General features: G+C 64.5%; 26 protein-coding genes, 1 tRNA gene and 3 pseudogenes. 22 read left to right on the plus strand and 8 right to left on the minus strand.

What is annotated here, in order from left to right; genetic code table 11:
* The first annotated feature begins 136 nt into the window (after positions 1-136).
* Together pyrF and LZ585_RS02030 are read left to right on the plus strand one after the other, a co-directional pair.
* Entirely contained in the window at positions 137-835 is a 699-nt protein-coding gene (gene pyrF / locus LZ585_RS02025) for an orotidine-5'-phosphate decarboxylase (RefSeq protein WP_234854801.1), read from the plus strand.
* Positions 836-1,609: a hypothetical protein gene (locus LZ585_RS02030; RefSeq protein ID WP_234854802.1), complete on the plus strand. Its 774-nt coding sequence runs from the start codon at positions 836-838 to the stop codon at positions 1,607-1,609.
* Between the two features lie 6 nt (positions 1,610-1,615).
* Here LZ585_RS02030 and LZ585_RS02035 read toward each other — a convergent pair whose 3' ends face one another.
* The 3 genes from LZ585_RS02035 to LZ585_RS02045 are packed head-to-tail and all read right to left on the minus strand — an operon-like array spanning position 1,616 to position 3,643.
* A complete protein-coding gene (locus LZ585_RS02035) occupies positions 1,616-1,879 on the minus strand; it encodes an NfeD family protein (protein WP_390625088.1) in 264 nt (87 codons plus the stop codon).
* Complete coding sequence (locus tag LZ585_RS02040) at positions 1,876-2,763, minus strand: SPFH domain-containing protein (protein WP_234854803.1); 888 nt, start codon at positions 2,761-2,763, stop codon at positions 1,876-1,878. Before LZ585_RS02040 ends, LZ585_RS02035 begins: the two co-directional genes overlap by 4 nt.
* Positions 2,764-2,776: 13 nt before the next feature.
* Positions 2,777-3,643, minus strand: a complete 867-nt coding sequence (locus tag LZ585_RS02045; RefSeq protein ID WP_234854804.1) for an N-formylglutamate amidohydrolase — start codon at positions 3,641-3,643, stop codon at positions 2,777-2,779.
* 157 nt (positions 3,644-3,800) lie between these two features.
* Between LZ585_RS02045 and LZ585_RS02050 the strand changes: the two genes are divergently transcribed.
* Both LZ585_RS02050 and ykgO read left to right on the plus strand, forming a co-directional pair.
* Positions 3,801-3,875 (plus strand) — tRNA-Val (locus tag LZ585_RS02050).
* 79 nt (positions 3,876-3,954) lie between these two features.
* Complete coding sequence (gene ykgO / locus LZ585_RS02055; protein ID WP_042245282.1) at positions 3,955-4,080, plus strand: type B 50S ribosomal protein L36; 126 nt, start codon at positions 3,955-3,957, stop codon at positions 4,078-4,080.
* Between the two features lie 53 nt (positions 4,081-4,133).
* Here the strand turns inward: ykgO and LZ585_RS02060 are convergent, their stop codons facing one another.
* On the minus strand, positions 4,134-4,607 hold the full coding sequence (locus LZ585_RS02060) for a hypothetical protein (RefSeq protein WP_234854805.1): 474 nt from the start codon (positions 4,605-4,607) through the stop codon (positions 4,134-4,136).
* Between LZ585_RS02060 and LZ585_RS14930 the strand changes: the two genes are divergently transcribed.
* The 7 genes and pseudogenes from LZ585_RS14930 to LZ585_RS02090 all read left to right on the plus strand — a co-directional run bounded on the left by LZ585_RS14930 (position 4,506) and on the right by LZ585_RS02090 (position 10,408).
* Complete coding sequence (locus LZ585_RS14930) at positions 4,506-4,751, plus strand: hypothetical protein (protein ID WP_390625110.1); 246 nt, start codon at positions 4,506-4,508, stop codon at positions 4,749-4,751. The two genes, LZ585_RS02060 and LZ585_RS14930, sit on opposite strands and share 102 nt — an antisense overlap.
* Positions 4,648-5,163, plus strand: a pseudogene (locus tag LZ585_RS02065) (calcium-binding protein); the annotation flags it as partial. The gene LZ585_RS14930 and the pseudogene LZ585_RS02065, both read left to right, overlap by 104 nt.
* 139 nt (positions 5,164-5,302) lie before the next feature.
* Positions 5,303-5,572, plus strand: a complete 270-nt coding sequence (gene rpsO, locus LZ585_RS02070) for a 30S ribosomal protein S15 (RefSeq protein ID WP_234854807.1) — start codon at positions 5,303-5,305, stop codon at positions 5,570-5,572.
* Between the two features lie 162 nt (positions 5,573-5,734).
* Positions 5,735-6,364, plus strand: coding sequence for a hypothetical protein (locus LZ585_RS02075; protein ID WP_234854808.1), 630 nt, complete (start codon positions 5,735-5,737; stop codon positions 6,362-6,364).
* Between the two features lie 287 nt (positions 6,365-6,651).
* Positions 6,652-8,793 (plus strand): polyribonucleotide nucleotidyltransferase, encoded by a 2,142-nt coding sequence (gene pnp, locus LZ585_RS02080; protein ID WP_234854809.1) that lies wholly within the window; start codon positions 6,652-6,654, stop codon positions 8,791-8,793.
* A gap of 203 nt (positions 8,794-8,996) precedes the next feature.
* Complete coding sequence (locus LZ585_RS02085) at positions 8,997-9,641, plus strand: glycosyltransferase family 32 protein (RefSeq protein ID WP_234854810.1); 645 nt, start codon at positions 8,997-8,999, stop codon at positions 9,639-9,641.
* A complete protein-coding gene (locus LZ585_RS02090) occupies positions 9,638-10,408 on the plus strand; it encodes a glycosyltransferase family 25 protein (RefSeq protein WP_234854811.1) in 771 nt (256 codons plus the stop codon). Before LZ585_RS02085 ends, LZ585_RS02090 begins: the two co-directional genes overlap by 4 nt.
* 19 nt (positions 10,409-10,427) lie before the next feature.
* On the opposite strand, the gene LZ585_RS02095 is transcribed toward LZ585_RS02090, so the two are convergent.
* Positions 10,428-11,084: a peroxiredoxin gene (locus LZ585_RS02095; RefSeq protein ID WP_234854812.1), complete on the minus strand. Its 657-nt coding sequence runs from the start codon at positions 11,082-11,084 to the stop codon at positions 10,428-10,430.
* Positions 11,085-11,247: 163 nt separating this feature from the next.
* Here LZ585_RS02095 and LZ585_RS02100 point away from each other — a divergent pair, with 163 nt between their 5' ends.
* The 11 genes and pseudogenes from LZ585_RS02100 to LZ585_RS14845 form a co-directional block, all read left to right on the plus strand.
* On the plus strand, positions 11,248-12,687 hold the full coding sequence (locus tag LZ585_RS02100; protein WP_234855720.1) for an aldehyde dehydrogenase family protein: 1,440 nt from the start codon (positions 11,248-11,250) through the stop codon (positions 12,685-12,687).
* A gap of 103 nt (positions 12,688-12,790) precedes the next feature.
* Positions 12,791-13,528 (plus strand): flagellar motor protein MotB, encoded by a 738-nt coding sequence (locus tag LZ585_RS02105; protein WP_234854813.1) that lies wholly within the window; start codon positions 12,791-12,793, stop codon positions 13,526-13,528.
* Positions 13,529-13,596: 68 nt separating this feature from the next.
* Positions 13,597-14,913 (plus strand): flagellar hook protein FlgE, encoded by a 1,317-nt coding sequence (locus LZ585_RS02110; protein ID WP_234854814.1) that lies wholly within the window; start codon positions 13,597-13,599, stop codon positions 14,911-14,913.
* A gap of 13 nt (positions 14,914-14,926) precedes the next feature.
* Positions 14,927-16,381 carry a flagellar hook-associated protein FlgK gene (gene flgK / locus LZ585_RS02115; RefSeq protein ID WP_234854815.1) on the plus strand — a complete coding sequence of 485 codons (1,455 nt, stop codon included), beginning with the start codon at positions 14,927-14,929 and terminating at the stop codon, positions 16,379-16,381.
* A gap of 2 nt (positions 16,382-16,383) precedes the next feature.
* Positions 16,384-17,394: a flagellar hook protein gene (locus tag LZ585_RS02120; protein ID WP_234854816.1), complete on the plus strand. Its 1,011-nt coding sequence runs from the start codon at positions 16,384-16,386 to the stop codon at positions 17,392-17,394.
* A 17-nt stretch (positions 17,395-17,411) separates the two neighbouring features.
* The gene (locus LZ585_RS02125; RefSeq protein WP_234855721.1) at positions 17,412-18,494 is read left to right on the plus strand and encodes a flagellar basal body P-ring protein FlgI; all 1,083 of its coding nucleotides are present in this window, start codon (positions 17,412-17,414) and stop codon (positions 18,492-18,494) included.
* 86 nt (positions 18,495-18,580) lie between these two features.
* On the plus strand, positions 18,581-19,141 hold the full coding sequence (gene rfbC, locus LZ585_RS02130; protein ID WP_234854817.1) for a dTDP-4-dehydrorhamnose 3,5-epimerase: 561 nt from the start codon (positions 18,581-18,583) through the stop codon (positions 19,139-19,141).
* Positions 19,138-20,178 (plus strand): dTDP-glucose 4,6-dehydratase, encoded by a 1,041-nt coding sequence (rfbB, locus tag LZ585_RS02135; RefSeq protein WP_234854818.1) that lies wholly within the window; start codon positions 19,138-19,140, stop codon positions 20,176-20,178. Before rfbC ends, rfbB begins: the two co-directional genes overlap by 4 nt.
* On the plus strand, positions 20,175-21,032 hold the full coding sequence (rfbD, locus tag LZ585_RS02140; RefSeq protein ID WP_234854819.1) for a dTDP-4-dehydrorhamnose reductase: 858 nt from the start codon (positions 20,175-20,177) through the stop codon (positions 21,030-21,032). Before rfbB ends, rfbD begins: the two co-directional genes overlap by 4 nt.
* Positions 21,029-21,910, plus strand: a complete 882-nt coding sequence (gene rfbA, locus LZ585_RS02145; RefSeq protein WP_234854820.1) for a glucose-1-phosphate thymidylyltransferase RfbA — start codon at positions 21,029-21,031, stop codon at positions 21,908-21,910. The genes rfbD and rfbA overlap by 4 nt, the downstream gene beginning before the upstream one ends.
* Positions 21,911-22,021: 111 nt before the next feature.
* Positions 22,022-22,237, plus strand: a pseudogene (locus tag LZ585_RS14845) (glycosyltransferase); the annotation flags it as partial.
* A 56-nt stretch (positions 22,238-22,293) separates the two neighbouring features.
* Here LZ585_RS14845 and LZ585_RS02155 read toward each other — a convergent pair.
* From LZ585_RS02155 to flgH, 3 genes and pseudogenes are all read right to left on the minus strand, one after another.
* Positions 22,294-23,092, minus strand: a pseudogene (locus LZ585_RS02155) (IS5 family transposase).
* A 192-nt stretch (positions 23,093-23,284) separates the two neighbouring features.
* Entirely contained in the window at positions 23,285-23,872 is a 588-nt protein-coding gene (locus tag LZ585_RS02160) for a hypothetical protein (RefSeq protein ID WP_234854821.1), read from the minus strand.
* 9 nt (positions 23,873-23,881) lie between these two features.
* Complete coding sequence (gene flgH / locus LZ585_RS02165) at positions 23,882-24,607, minus strand: flagellar basal body L-ring protein FlgH (protein WP_234854822.1); 726 nt, start codon at positions 24,605-24,607, stop codon at positions 23,882-23,884.
* Between the last annotated feature and the right edge of the window lie 14 nt (positions 24,608-24,621).

Below are 24,621 nucleotides of genomic sequence, written 5' to 3' on the forward strand. Positions count from 1 at the left end.
AGCCCCCGTGTCGCAGACGCCCTGTCGGCGCGCCCCGGTCCGGGTCTTCGATTATGATCTGGTATGTCTTGCGGCGCTTTCAAGCCGGGGGGCACTATGCCATAACGCCGCGATTTCAGGGACAACGGGGTTAAGCATGGATGACCGGCTGATCGTGGCACTGGACGTGCCGAACGCCCTGGCGGGGCTGGACCTTGCGGAACGGCTGGGCGATGCCGTCGGCTTCTACAAGATCGGGCTGGGGATGCTGACCGGCGGCGGGCTGGCGCTTGCCAACGAGTTGAAGGGGGATCACGGCAAGCGGATCTTCCTGGACATGAAGCTGTTCGACATCGGCGCCACGGTGGAATCCGCCGTGCGCGGGCTGGCGGCCTTTGATCTGGATTTCCTGACGGTGCATGGCGATCCCCATGTCGTGCGCGCGGCCAAGGAAGGCGCGGCGGGATCGAACCTCAAGATCCTGGGCGTGACGATCCTGACCTCGCTGGAACGCGCGGACCTGGATGCGGGCATGATCCGCCCCGGCGATCTGCACGAGATCACCGTGGAACGCGCCGCCCGCGCATTCGAGGCAGGCGCCGACGGCATCATCTGTTCCCCGCGCGAGGCACAGGCGATCCGCGCCCTGCCGGATGCGCGGCTGATCGTGACGCCGGGGGTGCGTCCCGCAGGCGCGGCCCTGGGGGACCAGAAGCGGGTGGAAACCCCGGCCAGCGCCATCGCGGCGGGGGCGGATCATATCGTGGTCGGGCGTCCGGTCTGGCAGGCCGCCGACCCGCGCGCGGCGGCGCAGGCGATCCTGGCGGAACTGCGTGGCTGCCCGGTTAACGATTGATTGACCGCCCCCGCCATCCGCGCCAGTCTGGCCAAAACGGGGGGCGGGATGGCGGACGAACGCGGCATCTGGCAAAAGTCGCATAACGACCTGGTGCTGTCCTTTCTGGCCGTGCGCCGGGCCATCGGGGCGCTTGGCTTTTTCCTGCCGCTGGCCCTGCTGGCCTATGGCCTGTCCACGGGCGATCTTTTGCCCAGCATATCCTCTGCCTATTACTCCCCCATGAGAGAGGTTTTCGTGGGCTGCCTGATGGCGCAGGCGGTGTTCCTGTGGAGCTACGAAGGCTTTCGCCCCGATGCGGGCGATCTGGTCAGCGACAAGGCCACGGCGCGGGTGGCGGCGGTGGCGATTGCCCTGGTCGCCCTGGCCCCGACCCATCCTGGAGACAAGGCCGGGGAAGCCCCTGCCGGCCTGTCCTGCACGCTGCTGCAATTCCTCCTTGGGCCGGATGTGTCATCCACCCTGCATCTGGTGTCGGCAGCGGTGTTTTTCGGCGCGCTTGCCGTGTACTGCCTCGTGCTGTTTACCAAGGGGGCCGTGGACGGGGTGGAAAAGGACGCCTCGAACCGGATCTATCGTGTCTGCGGCTGGACCATCCTTGGTGTCATCGGCGTGCTGGGCGTGCTGTTCGCAACCGGCCTGGACGACCGGCTGTCCTGGTGGCGCCCGGTCTTCTGGCTGGAAACTGTGGCCACTCTTGCCTTTGCCACAAGCTGGATGGTCAAGGGCGATGCCCTGCGCCCGCTGGTGCGCGGCGTTGCCGCAATGCGGTGAGTGGCGTCACTCGTTGATGTCGCGGTCCCAGACGCGCCTGCTGCCCTGGCTGGTCGGCCACAAGCGCCGGAACAGCATCCAGGCCGCCGCCGACAACAGCGCGGTGACGACAAGCGTTACCGGCAGCCCCGCCGTCCACAGCCCGGTCAGCATCAAAACCCCCATCAGCCCAACGGATGCCGCAAGCCCCATGAAGGCCCAGCCCGGCACCAGCAGTTCGATTCCCGCCAGCACAAGGCCCGCGATCAGCCACCACCAGCCATTCATCACGACGACCGCCCACGCAGCAGGCCAAAGGCGTCGGTAAAGGCATCCAGGGCGGCGGCGGGCACCAGCACGACCTGCTTGCCCTGGCCCTTGCCGATGTCGGTCAGGGCTTCGACCTGCTTCAGCGCCACCTGGTATTGCGCGGCCTCGAGCCCGTTCCGGGAAATTGCCTCGGCAATGGCGGCGGTGGCATAGGCCTCTGCATCGGCCAGCACGCGCTTGGCCTTGGCAAGCTGTTCGGCGGCATAGAGGTCGCCGTCCGCGGCCAATTCGACGGCCCGGCGCTTTCCCTCGGCCTCGGTCACCTGGGCGCGGCGGGCGCGTTCGGCGTTCAGTTGTTGCAGCATGGCGGCGCGGGTGGCCTGGTCCAGGTTCACGTCCAGGATCTCGGCCCGCGTGACCTCGATCCCCCAGTCGTCCACGACGTTGGCCAGCGATTCGCGGATCCGGGTGATCAGTTGCGCGCGGTTCGACTGGACCCCGTCCAGTTCCATCGTGCCGATTTCCGACCGCACGATGCCCGCGACGGTGGTGGCGATGGCCGCGTCGATGTCGCGGATGCGGTAAACGGTCTTTTCGGGTTCGATGATGCGATAAAAGACGCTGGTTTCCACCTGCACCAGCACGTTGTCGGCGGTGATGGCGTCCTGGCTGTTCGTGGGCAACTGCCGTTCCAGGACGGAAATGCGATGCGCCACCCGGTCCAGGAAGGGCACGGTGAGGTTGATCCCAGGTCCAAGCACCGAATGCAGCCGGCCAAAGCGTTCGACCACGTATTTCTCGGATTGCGGAACGATCTTCACGGCCGAGGCCACGGCCATCAGGATGACAACGGCCAAGACGATCAATGCAAGGTTCTGGCCGATCAGGCCGGGCAGGTCGTCCATCGTCTCGCTCCTGTTATTCTGCGGCGATCGCGGCGTCGGGCCGGCCGTCGGCATCCAGCACCGACAGCTTGCGAATCACCCGTGCCATGCGGACCGCGACATCGTCGAACCCGTCATGCGGCACGATGGCCTTTTCGTCCATGTAAAGCGCCCGGTCGATTTCCAGTTGCACGACATGGACGTTCGCGCCGGGGCGGCCATAGGCCGAACAGATATAGGCGCCGGCAAAGGGCGAATTGCGCCGGATGCGCCAGCCTTCGGCCTCGATCGCCGTGACAATGGCGTCGGACACGTGCGCGGCGGCGGACAGCCCGTGGCGGTTGCCCAGCACCATGTCGGGGCGCGCGCCGTGCAGGTGGTTCAGCGCGTCATGCGGCATGGAATGCATGTCGATCAGGATCGCCTGGCCGAACCGCGACCGCGCCTCGGCGATCAGGCTGGCCAGGGCCTGGTGATAAGGGCGCCAATAGGCATCGATGCGCCGTTCGGCCTCGGCCCGGTCGATGGGGCGTTCCAGGATGGCGCGGCCTTGGGACACGACGCGGGGGATTACCCCCAGGCCCGCCAGCGTCCGCTGGTTCAGCGGATGGCGCGGCACGCCGCGAACCACCAGGGGGTCGATCTCGTCCGGGGCGCGGTTCAGATCCACGATGGCGCGGGGAACCTGCGCGCGAATCGTGACCGCGCCAAACGACGGGGCGCAGGCGATCAGGCGGTCCACGAAGGCATCCTCGGACGACCGCAATGTTTCAGGGGGCAGCTTCGTGCCTTCCAGGAACCAATCGGGATAGGCCCGGCCCGAATGAGGCGATCCGAAAATGACGCCGCTGGCCCAGCGATCGGGCCGGTCGATCAGGACAGGCAGGTCGGATTCAGTCACATCAGACCCCGGCAGGCGGTTTCTTCCTGACCGTTATAGACGATAAGTTTCTTGCTGCGATAGGTCTTGAAACCCCCGAGGCCCCCCTATATAGACACGCGGACCAAAGGCGGTTCAGGATGTTTCCCCCGGGATGCGGACAGTTCCACCCAAGGACGGGCGGTTAGCTCAGCGGTAGAGCACTACGTTGACATCGTAGTGGCCACTGGTTCGATCCCAGTACCGCCCACCATGTTTTCGCCGCCCCCGGCAGCTTCGTCGGGGGTCTTTCGTTTTCCTGCGGCTGCGAGCCGCGTGATGGAGAAAAACCGATGAAGGTTCGCAATTCGCTCCGCTCGCTGAAAAGCCGGCACCGCGACTGTCAGGTGGTGCGTCGCAAGGGCCGCATTTACGTGATCAACAAGACCAACCGCCGCTTCAAGGCCCGCCAGGGCTGATCCGGCGAGATCACTGCGAAGACGAAACAAACCCGCCGATCCGGCGGGTTTTTTCATGTCCTCGTGGCTTTTCTGCCGCGTGTTAACCCGTTCTTAACAATGTATTTGGTTAATGACCCCTTGCGGTTGTACGGCTGGTTTGCAGTTGGTTTCGGGGTGTCGCCATGTTTGTGCTTGCCAGTCTCATGGCGCTTGCAGCCGCAGGCGCCGCGCTTGATCTGACAGGCAGCCGCGACCTGGAAGACGACGAAACCGACACCCTCGGCCCCACCCTCGGCCCCCCGGACGCAGGAGAGATCGGGGATGTCAGCTCGGATACGGCCGAACAGGGTGGCGATGACGGCATCGACTGGCCGCTGCCCTTGCCATCGCCCGAACCTCCGGCGGGCGATGATCTGATCGAAGGCAGTGACGGCGGCGACGACCTGCAAGGCGGGTTTGGCAATGACACGATCGCCGCCGGGTCCGGCAATGACTGGGTCCAGGGCGATGGCACCTTCGACCAACCGGGCTGGGATGAAATCCATGGCGGCGCGGGCGATGATTCGCTGGCCGGGCAGGGGGGGCGACGACATCGTCTGGGGGGACGAGGGCGACGACACCATCCTGGGCGGCGAGGGCAACGACAGCTTGTTTGGCGGGTCCGGCAACGACTGGATCTCGGGCCATGATGGCGACGATATCCTGGTGGCGGGCGGTGGCGGCGACGATCTGGACGGCGGGCGCGGCAACGACCAGCTGGTCGGTGACGACGATCCCCAGACCGCCTGGCTGCATGGCGGCGAAGGCGACGATACCTTGATGCCGGGCAGCGCCGATTTCGCCGAAGGGCAGGAGGGTGCGGATGATTTCGTGGTCAAGCCCGGCGCGGCCGAGCTTCCGGTGATTGCCGATTTCGACGCACGCGAGGATCAGATGATCCTGCACTTGCCCGACAGCATGGCGCAGGATGCGAAAATCGATCTGACCCCCGATCAGGACGGCACGATGCTGGTGACGCTGAACGGCGATCCGATTGCCCGGATGCTGCAAGGAGGTGGTCTGACAGTTGGGGATATCGTGATCGTCCGGCTGCCCGGCTGACAGGCGAAACCCCTTTCCCCGGCCGCGCTTTTCCCTTATAGGCGCGCATCCGTTCCGGTTCGCCGGCCGGACACTCCACGGGCCTGTGCTGGACGACATCCCGGCCTGCGCCATAACCCCTTTCCGAAAGGAGATCCCGATGTCGATCACCGTTGAAGAAAAAGCCCGCGTCATCAAGGAATTCGGCACCGCCGCAGGCGATACCGGTTCGCCCGAGGTGCAGGTCGCGATCCTGTCGTCGCGCATCGCTACCCTGACCGAGCATTTCAAGGCCCACAAGAAAGACAACCATTCGCGTCGTGGTCTGTTGATGATGGTCGCACAGCGCCGCAAGCTGCTGGACTATCTGAAGAAGAAGGACGAAGCCCGCTATACCGACCTGATCGGCAAGCTGGGCCTGCGCCGCTGATCTCGGCCCGACCGAACAACAAAGCGCCCGCGATCCTGTCGCGGGCGCTTTGCATTTCGCACCGCTGGGTTGGTTAATTTTTCGTTAAAATACAAAAGGATTTTCTGTGGAATCGGTTTCGGCGCCTTCTAAAATCGAAGGCGTCAACGAAAGGAACCGCGAATGGTACTTGGTGTTTTGAAACCGATCCTAAGTCCGCTTTTGCCCCCGGCGGCACCCAATGCAGACCCTAATAGCGCCGTGGGCCGGGCGGCTGCGGCCCAGCAGGCGGCCCGGGAAGCAGCAGCCCAGCAGGCGGCAGCCCAACAGCAAAACGCCCAGCAGGCGCAGCCCGAAGGGGTCACGTTCGACCTGTCGGACAAGGCGCTGCAACTGGTCGAGGATGCTGCCGCGGCACAGTCCCTTGTCCTGCCACCGGCCACGCAAGCCCCATCCGGGCCGGTCGCACCCTCGGCTGCACCCCAAACCCAGCCCGCCTCAACCGCTGCTGCCGCCGCACCGGCCATTGTCGCGCCGCGCACAGCCCCTGTTTCCGTCCGGCCTGCAGCCGAGCCGGTGCTTAAGGCGTCCGACATGGCGGCCCGCCAACCCGCCGAGGCCAGCGACCCGACCGAGGAGGAGCGCGCCCGTGCCTGGGCGATCCGGGGCATGGAACGCGAAAAGCTGCTGAGCCTTGTCGAAACCCTCAAGGTCAATCCCAAGGCCGATCCTGCCCAGAAGGAAGTGGCCGAACACACCGCCGCGCAGCCGCTTGTCCAGGCCGCGCCGTCCGAACGGACGGCGGCCGTCTAGCGCCTGCCATTGCCCAGCCGGAAAGGCAGCGCCCGTGGCCCTTGGTCGCGGGCGTCTTGTCTTGGCAGCCCGCAAGACCGTCCGTGGAGCCGCCTTCGGAATGCCGTTCCCCCTGCCAGAGCAGGCATCCGGCCACTTCCCAAACCCCTTGTTTTCCTGTAAGGCCCCGCCATCTGTGACGTGACGCCCAAGCCCCGGGGCACATGCAAAGGATAGGGGCGGCGGCAATGGGGTCGCCATATGACACGGGCGCGGCCAGAGGGCTGGCGCGGCCCAGAGGAAACCAGATGTTTGATGAAGTGAAGAAATCCATCCAGTGGGGCCAGGAAACGCTCACGCTGGAAACGGGCAAGGTTGCCCGTCAGGCCGACGGCACGGTCATCGCCACCCTGGGCGAGACCAGCGTCATGGCCAACGTGACCTTCGCGAAAGAACCAAAGCCCGGGCAGGATTTCTTCCCGCTGACGGTTCACTATCAGGAAAAATATTATGCCGCCGGCAAGATCCCGGGCGGTTTCTTCAAGCGCGAGGCGCGGCCGACCGAAAAAGAGACGCTGACCGCGCGGCTGATCGACCGTCCCTGCCGCCCGCTGTTCGCACCCGGCTTCAAGAACGAAACGCTGGTGATGTGCACCGTGCTGTCGCATGACCTGGTCAACGATCCCGACATCGTGGCCATGATCGCGGCATCCGCTGCGCTGACCCTGTCGGGCGTGCCCTTCATGGGTCCGATCGGCGCGGCGCGCGTGGGCTTTGCCAATGGCGCCTATGTGCTGAACCCCGAGGTTCAGGACATGGACCAGCTGCGGTCCAATCCCGAGCAGCGCCTGGATCTGGTTGTCGCCGGCACCAAGGACGCCGTGATGATGGTCGAATCGGAAGCCTATGAGCTGACCGAGGAAGAAATGCTGGGCGCCGTCAAGTTCGGCCACGAGCAGATGCAGCCCGTGATCGACCTGATCATCGACCTGGCCGAGGCTGCGGCCAAGGAACCCTTCAATTTCCAGTCGCCCGACTACAGCGCGCTTTCCGCCCGCGTGAAGGAACTGGGCGAAACCGGGATGCGCGCGGCTTACGGCATCATCGACAAGGCCGAGCGCCGCGACGCCATCCAGGCTGTGCGCGAAAAGATCGTGGCCGAACTGTCCGAAGGCGAACTGGCCGATCCGAACCTGGGTTCGGCGCTGAAAAAGCTGGAATCGGGCATCCTGCGCGGTGACATCATCAACGGCGGCGCCCGCATCGACGGCCGCGACACCCGCACCGTCCGCGCCATCGACAGCGAAGTGGGCATCCTGCCCCGCACGCATGGCTCCGCGCTGTTCACGCGTGGCGAAACCCAGGCCCTGGTCGTGACCACACTGGGCACCGGTGACGACGAACAGATCATCGACGCGCTGCACGGCAATTTCCGGTCGAACTTCCTGCTGCATTACAACTTCCCCCCCTATTCGGTGGGCGAGGTTGGCCGTGTCGGTTCGCCGGGCCGTCGCGAGATCGGCCATGGCAAGCTGGCCTGGCGCGCGCTGCAGGCGGTTCTGCCCGCGCCCACGGACTTTCCCTATACCATCCGCCTGGTGTCCGAGATCACGGAGTCCAACGGATCAAGCTCGATGGCGTCGGTTTGCGGCGGATCGCTGGCCATGATGGACGCGGGCGTGCCGCTGAAATCGCCGGTGGCGGGTGTGGCCATGGGCCTGATCCTGGAGGACGACAAATGGGCCGTCCTGACCGACATCCTGGGGGATGAGGATCACCTGGGCGACATGGACTTCAAGGTCGCAGGCACCGCCGACGGCATCACCTCCTTGCAGATGGACATCAAGGTCGCGGGCATCACCCCGGTGATCATGGAACAGGCCCTGGCCCAGGCCAAGGACGGCCGCCTGCACATCCTGGCCGAGATGGCCAAGGCCCTGACCGAAGGCCGGCGCGAGTTCAGTGCCCATGCCCCGCGGATCGAGACGATGCAGATCCCCACGGACAAGATCCGCGAAGTGATCGGCTCGGGCGGCAAGGTCATCCGCGAGATCGTCGAAGTGTCGGGTGCCAAGGTCGATATCAACGACGACGGCACCATCAAGATTGCTTCGGCCAATGCCGATTCGATCAAGAAGGCCTATGACATGATCTATTCGATCGTGGCCGAGCCGGAAGAAGGCAAGATCTACACCGGCAAGGTCGTCAAGCTGGTCGATTTCGGCGCCTTCGTGAACTTCTTCGGCAAGCGCGACGGCCTGGTCCATGTGTCCCAGATCGCCTCCAAGCGCCTGAACCACCCGAACGAGATCCTGAAGGAAGGCCAAGAGGTCAAGGTCAAGCTGCTGGGCTTTGACGACCGCGGCAAGGTCCGCCTTGGCATGAAGATGGTCGACCAGGAAACCGGCCAGGAGATCACCGAAGCCAAGGAAGAAACAGCCGAGGGCTGATGCCTTTTGTCGTGCGCCGATGGAATGCCCCCGATTTCCGGGGGCATTTTCCGCTGAGGGGGACGTGAATGGCTAATCTGGCGTCTTTCTGGATCGGAGAGGGCCTGGGTCCAATCGAGATGGCAAGCCTGCGGTCGTTCCTGCGTCATGGCGACAGCGTCACCGTGTTCTCGCCCTCGCCGGTGGGCGGCCTGCCAGGGGGCGTGATGTGGCGGGACGCACACGAGATCCTTCCCACCCAAGGGATCTTGAGGGACCGACGGTCCGGCAGCCCAGCGCCGCATGCCGACCTGTTTCGCTATGCTCTGCTTGAACAGACCGACATGATCTGGGTGGACCTCGACGTCATCGCCTTGCGCCCCTTTGATGGCAATTCCCCCTGGATTTTTGGACACGAGGACGAAACAACGGTGAACAACGCCGTTCTGCGCCTTCCGAAGGACAGTCGGACCCTGCGCCTGCTACGGCAGTTCCATCCCGGGACAAGGGGCATTCCGCCCTTCATGTCTGGCTTTCGGAGGCTCAAGTACCGAGTGCGGACCCTCGGGCGCGGAATGCCGATAGACCGCTGGCCGTGGGGATCAACCGGGCCGCGTGGGCTGACGCATTTTCTGCGGGTGACGGGCGAGATCTGCCACGCGCGTCCTGTTTCCACCTTTTATGCGATCCCCCAACGCGAGGCTGCGCGCTTTCTGATTCCCGACGGCGTGACCATGTCGGATCTTCCGAAGGATGCCTGGGCCGTGCATCTGTGGGCCAAGGATCTGCGGTGCGAACTGGACAGGCGGCATGGGGGCAAGGTGCCCGAGCGGAGCTTTCTGGGCCGGGTGCTCGGGGGGGCATTGTGATCGATTTCCCCGTCTATCTGATTAACCTCGACGATTCGACCGAACGCCTGCGGTCGGCGGCCGGACAGCTTGACCGCGCCGGTCTGGCTTTCGAACGCGTGCCGGCCTTTGACGGGCGCACGCGTCCGGCCGGCCAGTTTCCCGGCCACGATCCGGACGCCGCGCGCCGCCGACTTGGCCGCCCGATGCGGGGCGGGGAAATCGGCTGCTATCTGAGCCATCTCGACTGCTTGGACCATTTTCTGCGCACCGGATCAGAGTTGTGCCTGGTGCTCGAGGACGATGTCCTGCTGGACGCGGCCTTTGTGGCTGGCCTTGAGGGCTTGCTGGACTGGCTCGGACCCCGGCGCGAAAACTGGGACATCGTTCATCTGGCACCGGTCCGACACAAGATCTTCACGCCGCTGGGGGCCCTGGGCGCGGGACACGGCCTGACCCATGCGCATTACTTTCCGATGACGACAACCGCCCTGCTGTGGACCCGGACGGGGGCACAGGCCTTTGTTGCGCAGAACCGCGCGATCATGGCACCCATCGACATGCAGATGCGCCACTGGCTGGCGCGACGCGATCGCGGCTTGGCGGTCTGGCCGCCCCTGGCTGCAACGACCGGGGCGGACAGCGAGATCGCGTCGCATTCGCAGCCCAAGCGATCCTCCGGCGGTCGGCACCCTCTTTACCCACTGATCCGGCAGGTGCGCATGGCCGGGGATAGGTTATGGGCAATGCGGCACAAGTGGCAGGGAAAGGCGGGGCAGCCGCGATGACGGCTGGCCGGCCCGGAAATCACACCGGATCCTTCGCAAACCGCAGATAGGGCAGCTTGATATCCAAAGGGCCATAGCGTTCCTCGGCCGCGTTGTCGTCCAAGGCCAGGGCTACGATCACGTCTTGGCCCGGCACCCAGTCGGCGGGTGTGGCGAGGGGGACGCCGTCGGTCTTGCGCACCGCATCGAGCGCGCGCAGGATTTCCGCGAAATTGCGGCCCACGGACATGGGGTATGTCATGGTCAGCCGGACTTTCCTGTCGGGGCCGATGATGAAAACGCTGCGCACGGTCGCCGAATGGGCAGGCGTGCGGCCCTCGGCCGGCAGGTCGTGGTCAGCGGGCAGCATATTGTATGCCTTGGCCACCGTGATGTCGCGGTCGTCGATCATCGGAAAGTTGGCGGGAACGCCGGCGACCTGTTCGATGTCGCGCTTCCATTTGCCGTGGTCTTCCACCGAATCGACCGACACGCCAAGAACCTTGGTGCCCCGCTTCTCGAATTCTGGGATCAGTTGCGCCACGGCGCCGAACTCGGTCGTGCAGACCGGCGTGAAATCGCGCGGATGGCTGAAGATGACGGCATAGCTGTCGCCCAGCCAGTCATGGAACCGGATCTCTCCCTCGGTCGAGGGGGCGGTGAAATCGGGGGCAATGTCGTTGATGCGCAGGGACATGGGCGTCCTTCCAAAAGGTTGCCGGTGCAAGATAGGCCAAGCGGACCGGAATGCCAGTCATTTTATCGACGGAATTTGTCGATATTTACAAGGCTTGCGCGGGCCTCGCCATCGTTTCACCTTGTGCAAGGAATCCGAAGGGGAGGGGGTCGCGATGACCGGTCTGCTGGACAAGCGCAAGTTCTATATCGACGGGGCATGGGTCGATCCTGTCCGTGCCAAAGACCTCGAGGTGATCGACCCTTCGACCGAGGAAGCGGTGGCCGTTATCAGTCTGGGCGATCAGGCGGATACCGACCGCGCGGTGGCCGCAGCCAAGGCGGCCTTCGCGACCTGGTCTTGCACTGAACCCGCCGAACGGCTGCGCCACGTCGAAAGGATCCTGGAGGTTTACAACCGCCGTGCGCAGGATATGGCTTGGGCGATCAGCCATGAAATGGGCGCCCCCCAGGATATGTCCCTGGGCGATCAGGTTGCTGCAGGCACCTATCATATCGAGAATTTCGTAAACGCGTTCAGGGACTTCCAATTCGTTCAGCCGCTTGGGGACCATGCCCCGGCCTCCAGGGTCGCGTGGGAGCCGGTGGGCGTCGTGGGCCTGATCACGCCCTGGAACTGGCCCATGAACCAGGTGACGCTGAAGGTCATACCCGCGATCCTGGCGGGCGACACCTGCGTGCTGAAACCGTCCGAGATCGCGCCCCTGTCCTCGATGGTCTTTGCCGAGATCGTGGACGAGACAGGCTTGCCGAAAGGCGTCTTCAACCTGGTGAACGGCGACGGGCCGGGTGTCGGAACCCAGCTTTCCACGCATAAGGACGTGGATATGATCAGCTTCACCGGATCGGCACGCGCGGGGATCGCGATCACGAAGGCTGCCGCCGACACGCTGAAGAAGGTCGTGCTGGAACTGGGCGGCAAGGGCGCCAACATCGTTTTCGCCGATGCCGACGACAAGGCCGTGGTGCGGGGCGCGCGGCATTGCTTTTATAACAGCGGGCAGTCCTGCAACGCGCCAACCCGGATGCTGGTGGAACGCTCGGTCTATGACCAGGCGGTCGAAACGGCGGCCAAGGTGGCCCAAGAGACCCCTGTCGCAAGCGCCCATCAGCCGGGCAAGCATATCGGCCCCGTGGTCAGCAAGCCGCAATGGGACAAGATCCAAGATCTGATCCAGAAGGGCATCGACGAAGGCGCGCGCCTTGTCGCCGGCGGCACCGGTCTGCCCGAAGGCGTGAACCGCGGCTATTTCGTCCGCCCCACCGTGTTCGCCGATGTCGGAAACGACATGACCATCGCCCAGCAGGAAATCTTCGGCCCGGTCCTGTCGATCATCCCCTTCGATTCCGAGGAGGAGGCAATCAGGATCGCCAACGACACGCCTTACGGGCTGACCAACTATGTCCAGTCGCAGGACGGGACTAAGCGCAACCGTGTCGCCCGCCGTCTGCGGTCGGGCATGGTGGAAATGAACGGCCAGTCGCGCGGTGCGGGGTCGGCATTCGGGGGTGTCAAGATGTCGGGCCGCGCCCGCGAAGGCGGGATCATGGGGCTTGAGGAATTCATGGACTCCAAGGCCATCAGCGGCTGGCACGGCGACTGAACCGCCGTCACGGCAGGGGATAATGCCTTGCATTTGAGGGGTCGGCTTGTTCCGGGGCCGACTTGCCGCGACATTCCGTCTGGTAATCGAAGGCGGTATGGCGATGGCAAGGCAGAAGGGGGCGGCAGGCCCCACGATCATGATCAAGCGGGTGACCGCTTCCGGCGAGGGCGGCCACCATGGCGGCGCCTGGAAGGTCGCCTATGCGGATTTCGTGACCGCCATGATGGCGTTCTTTCTGCTGATGTGGCTGCTGAATGCCACGACCGAACAGCAGCGGGCGGGACTGGCCGACTATTTCAACCCCACCATCGTGCGAACGCCCGGCGCTTCGGGCGAGGGCGTTGAACAGCAGGGCAAGGAATCGTCTGACATCACCTTGCAGCAGGTGGCCGAGGAGATCGACCGTCAGCTTCGCGCAAGCGGCGGCGAATCGCAGCAGTTGACCAACCTGCTGCGCCATGTCGTCACGCGCATGACCGACGAAGGCCTGGTCATTGAACTGGGCGATCTGACCGAGCAGGCACTGTTCGTCGAGGATACGGGCCAGCCGCAGCCGGTCCTGTCGGAGCTGACCCGAATCATCGCGCGCGTCATTGCCAAGACCCGCAACCAGATCGCCATATCGGGCCATGTCCGCGCCTATCCCGAAACCCTGGTGAGTTCGCCGGTCTGGGCGCTGTCGGATGCGCGCGCCCATGCCGTCCGCAACCTGCTGGAGGGGTCCAGCCTGGACGGACAGCGAATCCAGCGGATTACGGGATATGCCGACCGCAAGGGCAAGACCGGCAACCCCATGGATCCCGCCAATAACCGGATCGAGGTGATTTTACTGAGATAGCCGACGCGATTAGGCGAATCTTAAGCCCTGCGGTGGATGATCAAGGCGAACTGTAAAAGGGTGATGCCATGTCAATGTCTTCCGCGATGAGCGCCGGTGTCTCGGGGCTGGCGGCCAATTCCACCCGTCTAGCAACGATTTCCGACAACATCGCGAACTCGGGCACCTATGGCTACAAGCGGATGGAAACCGACTTCAATTCCTTCGTGCTGAACCAGCACCGCATTGCAGGGATGTATTCGGCGGGCGGCGTCACGGCCACGACCAACCGGGTGATCGAAGATGACGGGGCGCTGTCCACGACCTCGCATCCGCTGGACATTGCGGTGTCGGGTCGGGGGATGCTGCCGGTCACGTCGGCGGTGGATCTGGACAACGGCTTTACCAACCTGCCTTTCATGATGACCCGCACAGGGTCGTTCCGCACCGATGCCGAAGGGGTGCTGAAAACCCAGTCCGGCTTGGTCCTGATGGGATGGCCCGCCCAGTCTGATGGCTCGATCCCGGTGATGTCCCGCGATACCATGACCGGGCTGGTGCCGTTGCGGATCAGCGCGAATCAGACCGCAGGCGACCCGACAACCCAGGTGTCGCTGGGCGTAAACCTGCCCGCCACCGAAACGCTGCCCACCAAGTCCGGCGACCCATTGGCCTTGAAGGTGGAGTATTTCGGAAACCTGGGCACGTCGGAAGCTTTGAACATCAGCTTTGTCCCAGACACGTCGGATTCAACAGGTATGTCCAACACCTGGGTGATGGAGGTGCGCGATTCAGCCTCGGATCCCGCATCGAACCTGGTGGGGTCGCATCGCATCACCTTTGATGAAAGCCAGGCCAAAGGCGGCAGCATTGCCAGCGTGACCACCCTCAGCGGCGGGGCCTATGACCCGGTGACGGGGGCGATCGGCCTGTCCGTGGCGGGCGGACCGATGGACCTGGTCATCGGCACGCCGGGCGGGACAACCGGAATGCGCCAGCTTTCGGCCAGCTTCTCGCCCACGAACATCACCAAGAACGGATCCTCGGTCGGCAACCTCACCACGGTCGAGGTGGATGCGGACGGTTTCCTGAAGGCCAGCTATGACACGGGCTTCGTCAAGACGCTGTATCAGATCCCGCTGGTGGATGTGCCCAATCCGAACGGCCTGACCTCCGTCGATTCTCAGGCCTTCACGATCTCTCCTACCTCGGGCAGCTTTTTCCTGTGGGATTCGGGCGATGGGCCGACAGGATCGGTCCAGGGTTTTGCCCTAGAGGGATCGACCACCGATGTGGCCGAGGAACTGACCCATCTGATCCAGACGCAGCGGGCCTATTCGTCCAACGCCAAGATCATCCAGACCGTGGATGAGATGTTGCAGGAAACCACCAACATCAAGCGCTGAGGAGGCCAAGCCGATGAGCATTGCACGCGCCTTGGGAAATGCCATGACGGGCCTGACGGCCACGGCACGGGGCACCGAAACCGTGGCAGCGAACCTGGCCAATGCCGCGACCCCTGGCTATGCCCGGCGCGAACTGGCGGTCAGCGCCCAGACAGCGGGCGGAAATGCCGGGGGGGTGCGTGTCGACGGCGTCACCCGCGCGGTCAATGCCAGCGTGCTGTCCGAATCGCGCTTGGCCGAGGCTGCGCGGGCCGAGGCTTCCACCAGGCTTGCCTTTGCAACGCAGATCGAGGAACGGATCGGTATCGCTGGCAATCCGGGCAGTCTGGGCGCGGCGCTGACCGATTTCCAGACCGCGCTGTCGTCTGCGGCCAGCCGCCCCGACGACGAAATCCGTCTGACACAGGCCGTGGACAAGGCAAAGGCCCTGGCTGCCAGGTTTAATGCAGCCTCTGGCCAGGTTCAGGCCGCGCGCGGCGCGGCCGATCAGGCCATTGCCACGGAGGTCGCCACGCTGAACACCTCTCTGGCCGAAGTCGCGCATCTGAACCGCCGTATTGCCGTGATGGAAGCAGATGGCTCGGACCCTTCGGCGCTGATCGACCAGCGGCAGGGGATTATCGGCGAAATCGCGAAGATCGTCCCGGTGCAGGAGGTGACGCGGGCCGCAGGGGCCGTGGCGCTGTTCACGGCCGAAGGCGCCGTGCTCCTGGACGGCACCACACCGACCGCGCTGTCCTTCGACGCGGCGGGGCAGGTGACGGCGGGCCTGACCGTCGGGGCGGGGCTGGCGCTGCTGACGCAGAATGGCGCCGAACTGACGGCGTCGCAGATGCGGCTTTATGCGGGCGGATCGCTGGCGGCGAACTTCGCCATCCGCGACGAACTTGCCCCGGCGATCCAGGCATCGCTGGACGACCTTGCATATGACCTGCACGAACGCCTAGCCAATCCGGCGGTTGACAGCACGCTGAACGCGACCTCGGCAGGGTTGTTCACCGACAGCGGCGCCCGCGCCAGTCTGGCGGACAAGACAGGGCTGGCCGGACGGATCAGCGTGAACGCCGTTGTTGTGGGATCGGAAGGAGGCGCGGTCTGGCGCCTGCGGTCCGGCCTGCAAGCCGGGGCCGAGGGCGCGGTCGGCGATGCGTCCCTGCTGATCGCGGTGTCGGACGCGCTGGAACAGGCGACATCCGCGCTGACGGGCACCGGATTCAGCGGCAAGGCCTCGCTGGCCGACCGCCTGGGCACGGTGGAATCACAGGTTTCGACCGCGCGGGTGAACGCCCAGTCCGACGCCGCGATCCGCAACGGGCAGGCCGATACGATCTGGTCCCGCCTGGCTGCCGACGGGGTGGACAGCGACGCCGAAATGCAGCGGCTGCTGCAATACGAACAGGCCTATGCCGCCAATGCGCGGGTCATTCAGGCCATCCAGACCATGATGGATCAGATACTGGGGATATGACGATGACGGTGCAATCCATCGGGGACCAGGCGCGCGCCTTTGCCATGCAGGCCGCGTCAAGCCGGATCAAGACCACCATGGCCACGCTGACCGCCGAATTGTCCAGCGGCGAGGTCGCCGATCTGGGCAGCAGGCTGCAGGGCAATACGCAAGCCCTGGCCGGAATCGAATCGCGGCTTTCCATGCTGGCGCAATTCGGGCGCAACGCGGCCGAGGCCGCAGCCCATACCAGGGGGATGCAAGACGCCCTGAGTTCGGTCCAGTCGATGACCGGCGATCTGGGAAAGGGACTTTATCTCGAACCCCTGGGGGTGACGGACGGACTGATTGCCGCGCGTTCAGCCGAGGCCGCATCGACGCTGCAGGCGGTGATCGGCCAGTTGAACGGCACGGTGGGGCAGCGGTTCCTGTTTTCCGGCACGCAAAGCGATACTCAGCCCCTGGCTTCGGCGGACACGATCCTGACTGCCCTGACCGCACAGGTTGCGGGGCTGGCCACGGCGCAAGACGTGGCCCAGGCCGTGTCGGCCTGGTTCGACGCGCCCCCCGGCATGGGCGGTTTCGCGGATGTCGCCTATCACGGCGGATCAGGGGGGCAACTGACGCCCATTGCTGAAGATGCGACAATCGCCCTGACCACGACCGCCTTGTCGCCGGCGCTCCGTGACAGCCTCAAGGGTCTGGCGATGGCGGCATTGGTTGATCACGGCGCCTTGGCGGGGGATGGCGCCGAGAGGCGGAAGCTGTTGCAGGCTGCCGGCAAGGCGCTTTTGGACAACTCGCCCCCCCTTATTGCTGAAATGTCACGCATTGGCTATGCCCAGCAGGTCATCGCCACGGCGCAGACCGAGGGAACCGCCGCGACCGCCACGCTGCAAATTGCCCGCAACACCCTGCGCGAGGCCGATCCCTTTGCCACCTCGGCCGCCCTGAGCGAGTCCGAGACGAAGCTGCAGACCTTGTATTCCGTGATCGGACGGTTGTCGCAACTCAAGCTGGCGGACTACTTGTGATGGGGCGCTTTCTGGCGATGATCGTCCTGGCGCTGCTGCCTGCGATCGCGGCTGCAACGCCGGTCCGCATCAAGGACTTGGCCGATTTCGACGGTGTGCGTGGCAACGATCTGGTGGGTTATGGCCTGGTCGTGGGTCTGGACGGCACCGGCGACGGCTTTCGCAACGCCCCCTTTACCGAGGAGTTGCTGGCAGGCCTGCTGGAACGGCTTGGCGTCAACGTCACCGACGAGGCGCTGCGGTCCCGAAACGTCGCCGCCGTTGTCGTGACCGCGGCTCTGCCGCCCTTCGCGCGGTCGGGCAGCCGCATCGATGTCAGCGTATCCACCATCGGGGATGCCAAGAGCCTGCTGGGCGGGACGCTGGTGATGACGCCGCTGAAGGCGGCGGATGGCAACATCTATGCCGTGGCCCAGGGGTCGATCATCGCCAGTGGTGCCGCAATAGAAGGTGAGGCGGCGCGGGTGGTCGAAGGCGTGCCAACCTCGGGCAAGATTCCCGTGGGCGCCCGCGTGGAGCGCGAGGTCGAGTTCGATTTCGCGGGCATTCAGAATATCCGCGTCGCCCTGCGCAATGCCGATTTCACCACCGCGACCCGGATCGAGGACGCCATCAACCGTGACTTCGACCGCCGCGTCGCCACCGCCCAGGACAGCGGCACGGTCATGGTCGAATTCCGCCAGTTGGGCGAGGTCAATCCGGCCCGCGTCCTGGGACGCATCGAAAACCTGACGGTCGAGCCGGAAGATCGCGCCAAGGTGGTCATCGACCACAAGTCCGGCACCATCGTGATCGGGGAACGGGTGCGAATCTCTCGGGTCGCGGTGTCCCAAGGGGCGCTGACCCTCAGCGTCAGCGAGGCGCCGATGGTGTCCCAGCCCAACCCCTTTGCCCGGGGGGAAACCGTTACCGTTCCCCGTACCGTGGCCGAATTGCGCAACGAGCCGGGCATCGGTTTTGCCGAGGTGGCGGGCGAAACCTCGCTCAGCGATCTGGTCCAAGGGCTGAACGCCCTGGGTGTCAGACCCCGGGAAATGATCGACATCCTGAAGTCGATCCATGCGGCGGGGGCGCTACATGCCGATCTGATCATCGAATGACGGGAACAGGATTTTTCGGCGGGCAAGTGACAGGCCTCGATCCATCGCATAAACGGAAGCGACATTTCCAGCCTTGGGTTGATCTGATGCAGATAGAAGCCACCGCCTTGCCTGATGTTCTTGTTCTGACGCCTGCCCGGTTTGGGGATGATCGGGGCTTCTTTTCCGAAAGCTGGAACCGCAAGACATTGGCCGCGGCTGGGGTGGTGCTGCCCGACTTTGTGCAGGACAACCATTCGATGTCGCGCCGCGCGGGAACGGTACGCGGGCTGCATTACCAGGCGCCGCCCTTTGCGCAAGGCAAGCTGGTGCGTTGCGGGCGCGGCGCGCTTGTGGACGTAGCGGTCGATGCGCGGCGAGGCAGCCCGACCTATGGCCAGTGGGTCGCGGTCGAACTGTCCTTTGAGAATGGACGCCAGCTCTGGATTCCGGCGGGGCTCCTTCATGGCTTTGTCACGCGCGAACCCGATACGGAAATCGTCTATAAATGCACCGCGCATTACGACCGGTCCAGCGACGGGGCAGTGCGGTGGGACAGCCTGGGCATCGACTGGGGGGTGGAGGATCCGCTGCTGTCCGACAAGGATCGCGATGCGCCTGCCTTTGCCGATTGGGTGTCCCCGTTCGACTACACGGTGGCGGCATGAAGATCCTTGTCACCGGGGGTGCGGGCTTCATCGGCTCGGCCGTGGTTCGGCTGGCGATTTCGCGCGGCCACGAAGTGGTCAATGTCGATGCGCTGACCTATGCCGCCAATCTTGCGAATGTGGCGGATGCCGCCAACAGCCCAGGCTATTGGTTCGAACAGGTCGATATCCGCGACCGCGCGGCTTTGGACCGGGTTTTTGCGGACCACCAGCCCGATGCCGTGATGCATCTTGCGGCCGAAAGCCACGTGGACAGGTCCATCGACGGTCCCGCCGCCTTTATCGAGACCAACGTGATCGGCACCTTCAACATGCTGGAAGCCGCGCGCAGCTACTGGACCGCGCGGGGCCGGCCGGACAGCTTCCGGTTCCACCATATTTCCACCGACGAGGTGTTCGGATCGCTGGGCGAGACGGGGCAGTTCACCGAAACCACCCCTTACGACCCGCGCAGTCCTTATTCCGCCAGCAAGGCCGGATCGGATCATCTGGTGCGCGCCTGGCACGAGACATATGGCCTGCCCGTCGTGCTGACCAACTGTTCCAACAATTACGGCCCTTATCATTTCCCCGAAAAGCTGGTGCCGGTCGTGATCCTGAAGGCGCTCGCGGGCGAGCCGATCCCGGTCTATGGCGATGGCGGCAATGTGCGCGACTGGCTGTATGTGGAAGACCACGCCGATGCGCTGCTGCTGGTGGTCGAAAAGGGGCGGGTCGGCCACAGCTACAACATCGGCGGAGAGAACGAGGCCAGGAACATCGACCTGGTCCGCACCATCTGCGCCCATATGGACGACCTGCATCCCCAAGGCGCGCGCCACGGCGACCTGATCACCTTCGTGACCGACCGACCCGGCCATGATCGCCGCTATGCCATCGACCCGACGCGCATCCGCACGGAACTGGGCTGGCGCCCCTCGGTCACGGTCGAGGAAGGGCTGCGGCGGACGGTGGAATGGTATCTGACCCATCGTGACTGGTGGCAGCCGCTGTTGTCGCGCCAGGGCGTCGGCCAACGCCTGGGTCAGGCCCGATGAACGGTCTTCTGGTTCTGGGAAAGTCCGGGCAGCTTGCCCAGGCCTTGGCACGCCTGGCGCCCGGGGCGACCATCTGGGGCCGGGCGGATGCCGATCTGAACGATCCGCAGTTGGTGATGGAGACGATCCACAACCTGCGTCCACAGGCGATCATCAACGCCTCTGCCTATACTGCCGTGGACCGCGCCGAAGTCGAGATCGAGGCGGCAAGGGTGCTGAATGCCACAGCCCCTGGCCTGCTGGCCCGGACGGCGGCAGAACTGGGCATTCCGTTTCTCCACGTCTCGACCGATTATGTTTTCGACGGGTCCGGCAATGCCGCGCGCACTGAAGACGCGCCGACCGCGCCCCTGGGGGTTTATGGCCGCACCAAGCTGGAAGGCGAAGGCCAGGTCGCGGCGGCGGGTGGACAATGGGCCGTGATGCGCACGTCCTGGGTCTTTTCCCCGGACGGGGCGAATTTCGTCAAGACGATGCTGCGCCTGGGGGCCGAACGCGACACGATCACCGTTGTGGCCGACCAGATCGGCGGACCGACCGAGGCCAGCCGGATCGCGCAGGCCTTGCTGGAGATGGCGCGGCAGATGCAGGCCGACCGGGGCAAGGGCGGGCTTTACCATTTCGCAGGCGCCCCCGATGTCAGCTGGGCTGATTTTGCGCGCGCCATCTTTCAGCGCGCCGGGCTGGATTGCGCGGTGCGCGACATCCCCGGCAGCGCCTATCCGACCCCCGCACGGCGGCCGGCGAATTCGCGGCTGGATTGTTCGCGGATCGCGCGCGATTTCGGCATTGCCCGCCCCGATTGGCGGGCCGATCTGGACCGGGTCTTGAATCAACTGGGATATCCGACATGACCACACGCAAGGGCATCATTCTGGCGGGCGGGTCGGGGACGCGCCTTTATCCCATCACCATGGGGGTGTCGAAGCAGCTTCTGCCGCTTTACGACAAGCCGATGATCTATTACCCGATCAGCGTGCTGATGCTGGCCGGCATCCGCGAGATGGCGATCATCACCACCCCCGAGGATCAGGCCCAGTTCCAGCGGCTTCTGGGCGATGGCGCGCAATGGGGGCTGCGCTTCGAATGGATCATCCAGCCGTCCCCCGACGGTTTGGCGCAGGCCTATATCCTGGCCGAGGATTTCCTGTCCGGCGCCCCTTCGGCCATGGTTCTGGGCGACAACATCTTCTTCGGCCATGGCCTGCCCGAACTGTTGAAGGCCGCCGATGGCCGCAAGGATGGCGGCACGGTCTTCGGCTATCGCGTGTCGGATCCGGAACGATACGGCGTGGTGGATTTCCAGTCCGACGGCCGGGTCCGCGCGATCATCGAAAAGCCCGATCTGCCGCCGTCGAACTTTGCTGTGACGGGGCTTTACTTCCTGGACGGCACCGCCCCGGCGCGCGCCAGGCAGGTCAAGCCCTCCGATCGGGGCGAGTTGGAGATCACCACCCTGCTGGAAAGCTATCTGCACAATGGCAGCCTGACGGTCGAAAAGATGGGCCGCGGTTTTGCCTGGCTGGATACCGGCACCCATGGCAGCCTGCTGGACGCGGGCAATTTCGTGCGCACCCTGGAAAACCGGCAGGGATTGCAGACCGGCTGTCCCGAGGAAATCGCCTTCGAGGCAGGCTGGATCAGCGAGGACGCCTTGCGCGAACAGGCGCAGAAATACTCGAAGAATGCCTATGGCCGTTATTTGCTCGGGCTGTTGGGCGACGGGCGATAAGCATCGACCATTGCTTCCTCATGGCGCCGCGACTTGCTATCAGATGGCGCATATTTTACGCGATGCCCGCCAAGTGAGTCCGTCTTGTCCTTATCCAATCCATCCGCCGTTGTGGTCGCCGCTGTTGTCGTCACCTATAACAGGCTGCCGCAGATGCGGAAAACCTTGGCCCGGCTGCTGGCGGAACCACTCGATCATGTCATTGTGGTCGAGAATGGATCGTCCGATGGCACGCGCGAATGGCTGGCCTCGCTTGAGGACGGGCGCCTGACCGTAATCGAGATGGCGCAGAACGGCGGCGGTGCGCTAGGATTTGAGGTGGGCATGCGCGAGGCGAGTGTCCGCTTCAATCCCGACTGGTTAGGCCCCAGGCTCATTGAGTTTCAGAGCCAGAACAGGACTGTTGCGGCGAGCGCGATGGCTGAGAAAAAGGTCTCCGGGCAGCGGTCGTATCGAGTTGCAACACGCCTCCAGTCCTTCAGGCGGCCAAACATGATCTCGATGCGGTTGCGCCGCTTGTAACGCCGCTTGTCGTATTTCACAGTCTTCTTTCGAGACAACCTGCTGGGATGCAAGACTTTATCCCCTTGTCTTCAAACGCCTTTCGCAGCCAGTCTGCATCATGGCCCCGGTCCGCGAGCAGCCAATCTGCCTTCGGCAGGCGGCCCAGCAATGCTGCCGCACCAGTGTAGTCGCTTACCTGTCCCGCCGACATGAAGAACCGGATCGGGCGGCCCCTGGCGTCAGTGACGGCGTGCAGCTTGGTATTCATGCCACCCTTGGTGCGCCCGATCTGTCGTCCACGCCCCCTTTCTTGGCACGCAGGCTGGAAGCCGTGCGATGCGCCTTGAGATAGGTTGCATCGATCATGATCGTCTTGCTCTCGGCACTCTCGGCGGCCAGACCCATCATGATCCGGGCGAAGACACCATTGTCGCTCCACCGCTTCCAACGGTCATAAAGCGTCTTTGCCGGACCATACTCCTTGGGTGCATCGCACCATCGCAACCCATTGCGATTGACAAAGACTATGCCGCTGAGCACACGCCGATCATCAACGCGAGGCTTGCCATGGCTCTTGGGGAGTGAGGCGGATCAGAAGACAGTCCAGTGGACTGTCTTCCCGACGAACCGCTGCAGGCGTGCCATCTGCGCGTCCGAAAGCCAGAAAAGGTTGCTCATCGTTCAGTCTCCTTGCGGAGGCTGAAGCACGCCAAAGGATCAATATCAATGGACCCTGAGGCTAGTTGGTGCAACCGGACGGATGTAGTGGGCATTTGTCGCCCCAATGTCGCAACGCAGGGTCGCGGATTGGTTTCCGCAACGCTGAAGAATACTTGGTAAGGAGGTAAAGATAAGGCGGCGGCTGCCTTATCACCCTGCCTGCCTGGCGATATCCTCGATCAGGACGGCCTTGACAGTCAGGTCGGTGCTGGCCTGCGCGGCCTTGTGAAGCCTTTCGCGCAAGGGGGCCAGCCGCGCCTCGGATGTGAAGTTGCCGTCGAAGCCGCCGGTGTTGGCATGGATCAGCAATTCGCGCAGCAGCGCGTCGCGGAGCCGGTGTTCCTGTTGTTCCATTGCCGCCAGTTCGGCACCGGGGGTCTCGATGGTCAGCGTCAGGATCATCACGGCGCCCATGTCGCCATTGCGCATCAGGGGAACGAAGAACTGGGATGGAAAGGTGAACCACCCCTCCGCCGGGACGGGGCCGCCATGGCCGTCATCATGCCCGCCGCCGTGGTCGCTGGCAGCGGCGTGATCAGCGGCGGGGGCGGCGTGATCCGACGGATCCGCGGCATGATCGTCGCTGCCATGGGCGTCGGTTTCTGCTTCGCCATGTTCACCGGCCGGCGCTTCGGCGGCATGGCCAGCCCCCTCTGGGGCAGGGCGCAGCCAGTCTCCTGCGGCGATTCCCCCGACAAGGGCCACAACGGGGATCAGCAGGGGCAAGAGCTTTTTCATGATCCAACCTCAATATGGCAGGATCACGTCGGCGATCTGCTGGCCGAAGCGGGGTTGCTGCACATCGGTGATCTGCCCGCGCCCGCCATAGGAAATGCGCGCGCCCGCGATGCGGTCATAGGCGATCTCGTTGCTGCGGTCGATGTCGGCGGGGCGCACGAAGCCGCTGACGGTCAGTTCGCGCAGTTCGTAGTTCACACGGACTTCCTGGGTGCCCTCGATCTGCAAGGTGCCGTTGGGCAGGGTGTCGATCACGGTGGCGGCCACGCGCAGCGTCAGCTTGTCGTGCCGCGTGATGTTGCCGCTGCCCTTGTAGGTGGATGAGGATTCCGCCTCGGCCAGGTTGTCGAAGCTGGCACCCTCGGGCAGCTTTTCGTTCAGGCGCTGCGGAATGCCGATCATCTGCGGGATGCTGACGCTTTCGCCCGACTGGCGGCTGCGCCCCGAGGTGTTGGTCATCTGCGCCTCGTCGTCGATCTCGATCACCACCGTCAGGATGTCGCCGCGCGTGGCCGCCCGCCGGTCGCTGATCAGCGACGAGGTAGTCCCGGCCCAGAGCGAGGCGGCGGCCTCGGGGCGGCCGGAATCGACGGGGATTTCCAGGGGCGGGTTGGTCATGGCGATGAACTCCTCGCTGTTGCGGGGCGAGGTGAGGGTCGGCGGCTTGCCCAGGTGGTCGGCGCGTGCGCAGGCGGTCACGGCAAGGGCCAGGAGGATCAGGCGGGTCGGTTTCATCGGATGTCCTTGTC

Source organism: Paracoccus everestensis (assembly GCF_021491915.1).
GTDB classification, from domain to species: Bacteria; Pseudomonadota; Alphaproteobacteria; order Rhodobacterales; family Rhodobacteraceae; genus Paracoccus; species Paracoccus everestensis.

What these genes read in the sequence shown, in the direction of transcription:
- rfbA (WP_234854820.1), top strand. Translation starts at nt 21,029, where the DNA reads ATGACCACACGCAAGGGCATCATTCTGGCGGGCGGGTCGGGGACGCGC.
- LZ585_RS02075 (WP_234854808.1), top strand. Translation starts at nt 5,735, where the DNA reads ATGGTACTTGGTGTTTTGAAACCGATCCTAAGTCCGCTTTTGCCCCCG.
- LZ585_RS02160 (WP_234854821.1), bottom strand. Translation starts at nt 23,872, where the DNA reads ATGAAAAAGCTCTTGCCCCTGCTGATCCCCGTTGTGGCCCTTGTCGGG.
- rpsO (WP_234854807.1), top strand. Translation starts at nt 5,303, where the DNA reads ATGTCGATCACCGTTGAAGAAAAAGCCCGCGTCATCAAGGAATTCGGC.
- rfbC (WP_234854817.1), top strand. Translation starts at nt 18,581, where the DNA reads ATGCAGATAGAAGCCACCGCCTTGCCTGATGTTCTTGTTCTGACGCCT.
- flgH (WP_234854822.1), bottom strand. Translation starts at nt 24,607, where the DNA reads ATGAAACCGACCCGCCTGATCCTCCTGGCCCTTGCCGTGACCGCCTGC.
- rfbB (WP_234854818.1), top strand. Translation starts at nt 19,138, where the DNA reads ATGAAGATCCTTGTCACCGGGGGTGCGGGCTTCATCGGCTCGGCCGTG.
- ykgO (WP_042245282.1), top strand. Translation starts at nt 3,955, where the DNA reads ATGAAGGTTCGCAATTCGCTCCGCTCGCTGAAAAGCCGGCACCGCGAC.
- LZ585_RS02060 (WP_234854805.1), bottom strand. Translation starts at nt 4,607, where the DNA reads ATGGATTTCATCCCAGCCCGGTTGGTCGAAGGTGCCATCGCCCTGGAC.
- LZ585_RS02105 (WP_234854813.1), top strand. Translation starts at nt 12,791, where the DNA reads ATGGCAAGGCAGAAGGGGGCGGCAGGCCCCACGATCATGATCAAGCGG.
- LZ585_RS02120 (WP_234854816.1), top strand. Translation starts at nt 16,384, where the DNA reads ATGACGGTGCAATCCATCGGGGACCAGGCGCGCGCCTTTGCCATGCAG.
- pyrF (WP_234854801.1), top strand. Translation starts at nt 137, where the DNA reads ATGGATGACCGGCTGATCGTGGCACTGGACGTGCCGAACGCCCTGGCG.
- rfbD (WP_234854819.1), top strand. Translation starts at nt 20,175, where the DNA reads ATGAACGGTCTTCTGGTTCTGGGAAAGTCCGGGCAGCTTGCCCAGGCC.
- pnp (WP_234854809.1), top strand. Translation starts at nt 6,652, where the DNA reads ATGTTTGATGAAGTGAAGAAATCCATCCAGTGGGGCCAGGAAACGCTC.
- LZ585_RS02040 (WP_234854803.1), bottom strand. Translation starts at nt 2,763, where the DNA reads ATGGACGACCTGCCCGGCCTGATCGGCCAGAACCTTGCATTGATCGTC.
- LZ585_RS02125 (WP_234855721.1), top strand. Translation starts at nt 17,412, where the DNA reads ATGATCGTCCTGGCGCTGCTGCCTGCGATCGCGGCTGCAACGCCGGTC.
- flgK (WP_234854815.1), top strand. Translation starts at nt 14,927, where the DNA reads ATGAGCATTGCACGCGCCTTGGGAAATGCCATGACGGGCCTGACGGCC.
- LZ585_RS02095 (WP_234854812.1), bottom strand. Translation starts at nt 11,084, where the DNA reads ATGTCCCTGCGCATCAACGACATTGCCCCCGATTTCACCGCCCCCTCG.
- LZ585_RS02110 (WP_234854814.1), top strand. Translation starts at nt 13,597, where the DNA reads ATGTCAATGTCTTCCGCGATGAGCGCCGGTGTCTCGGGGCTGGCGGCC.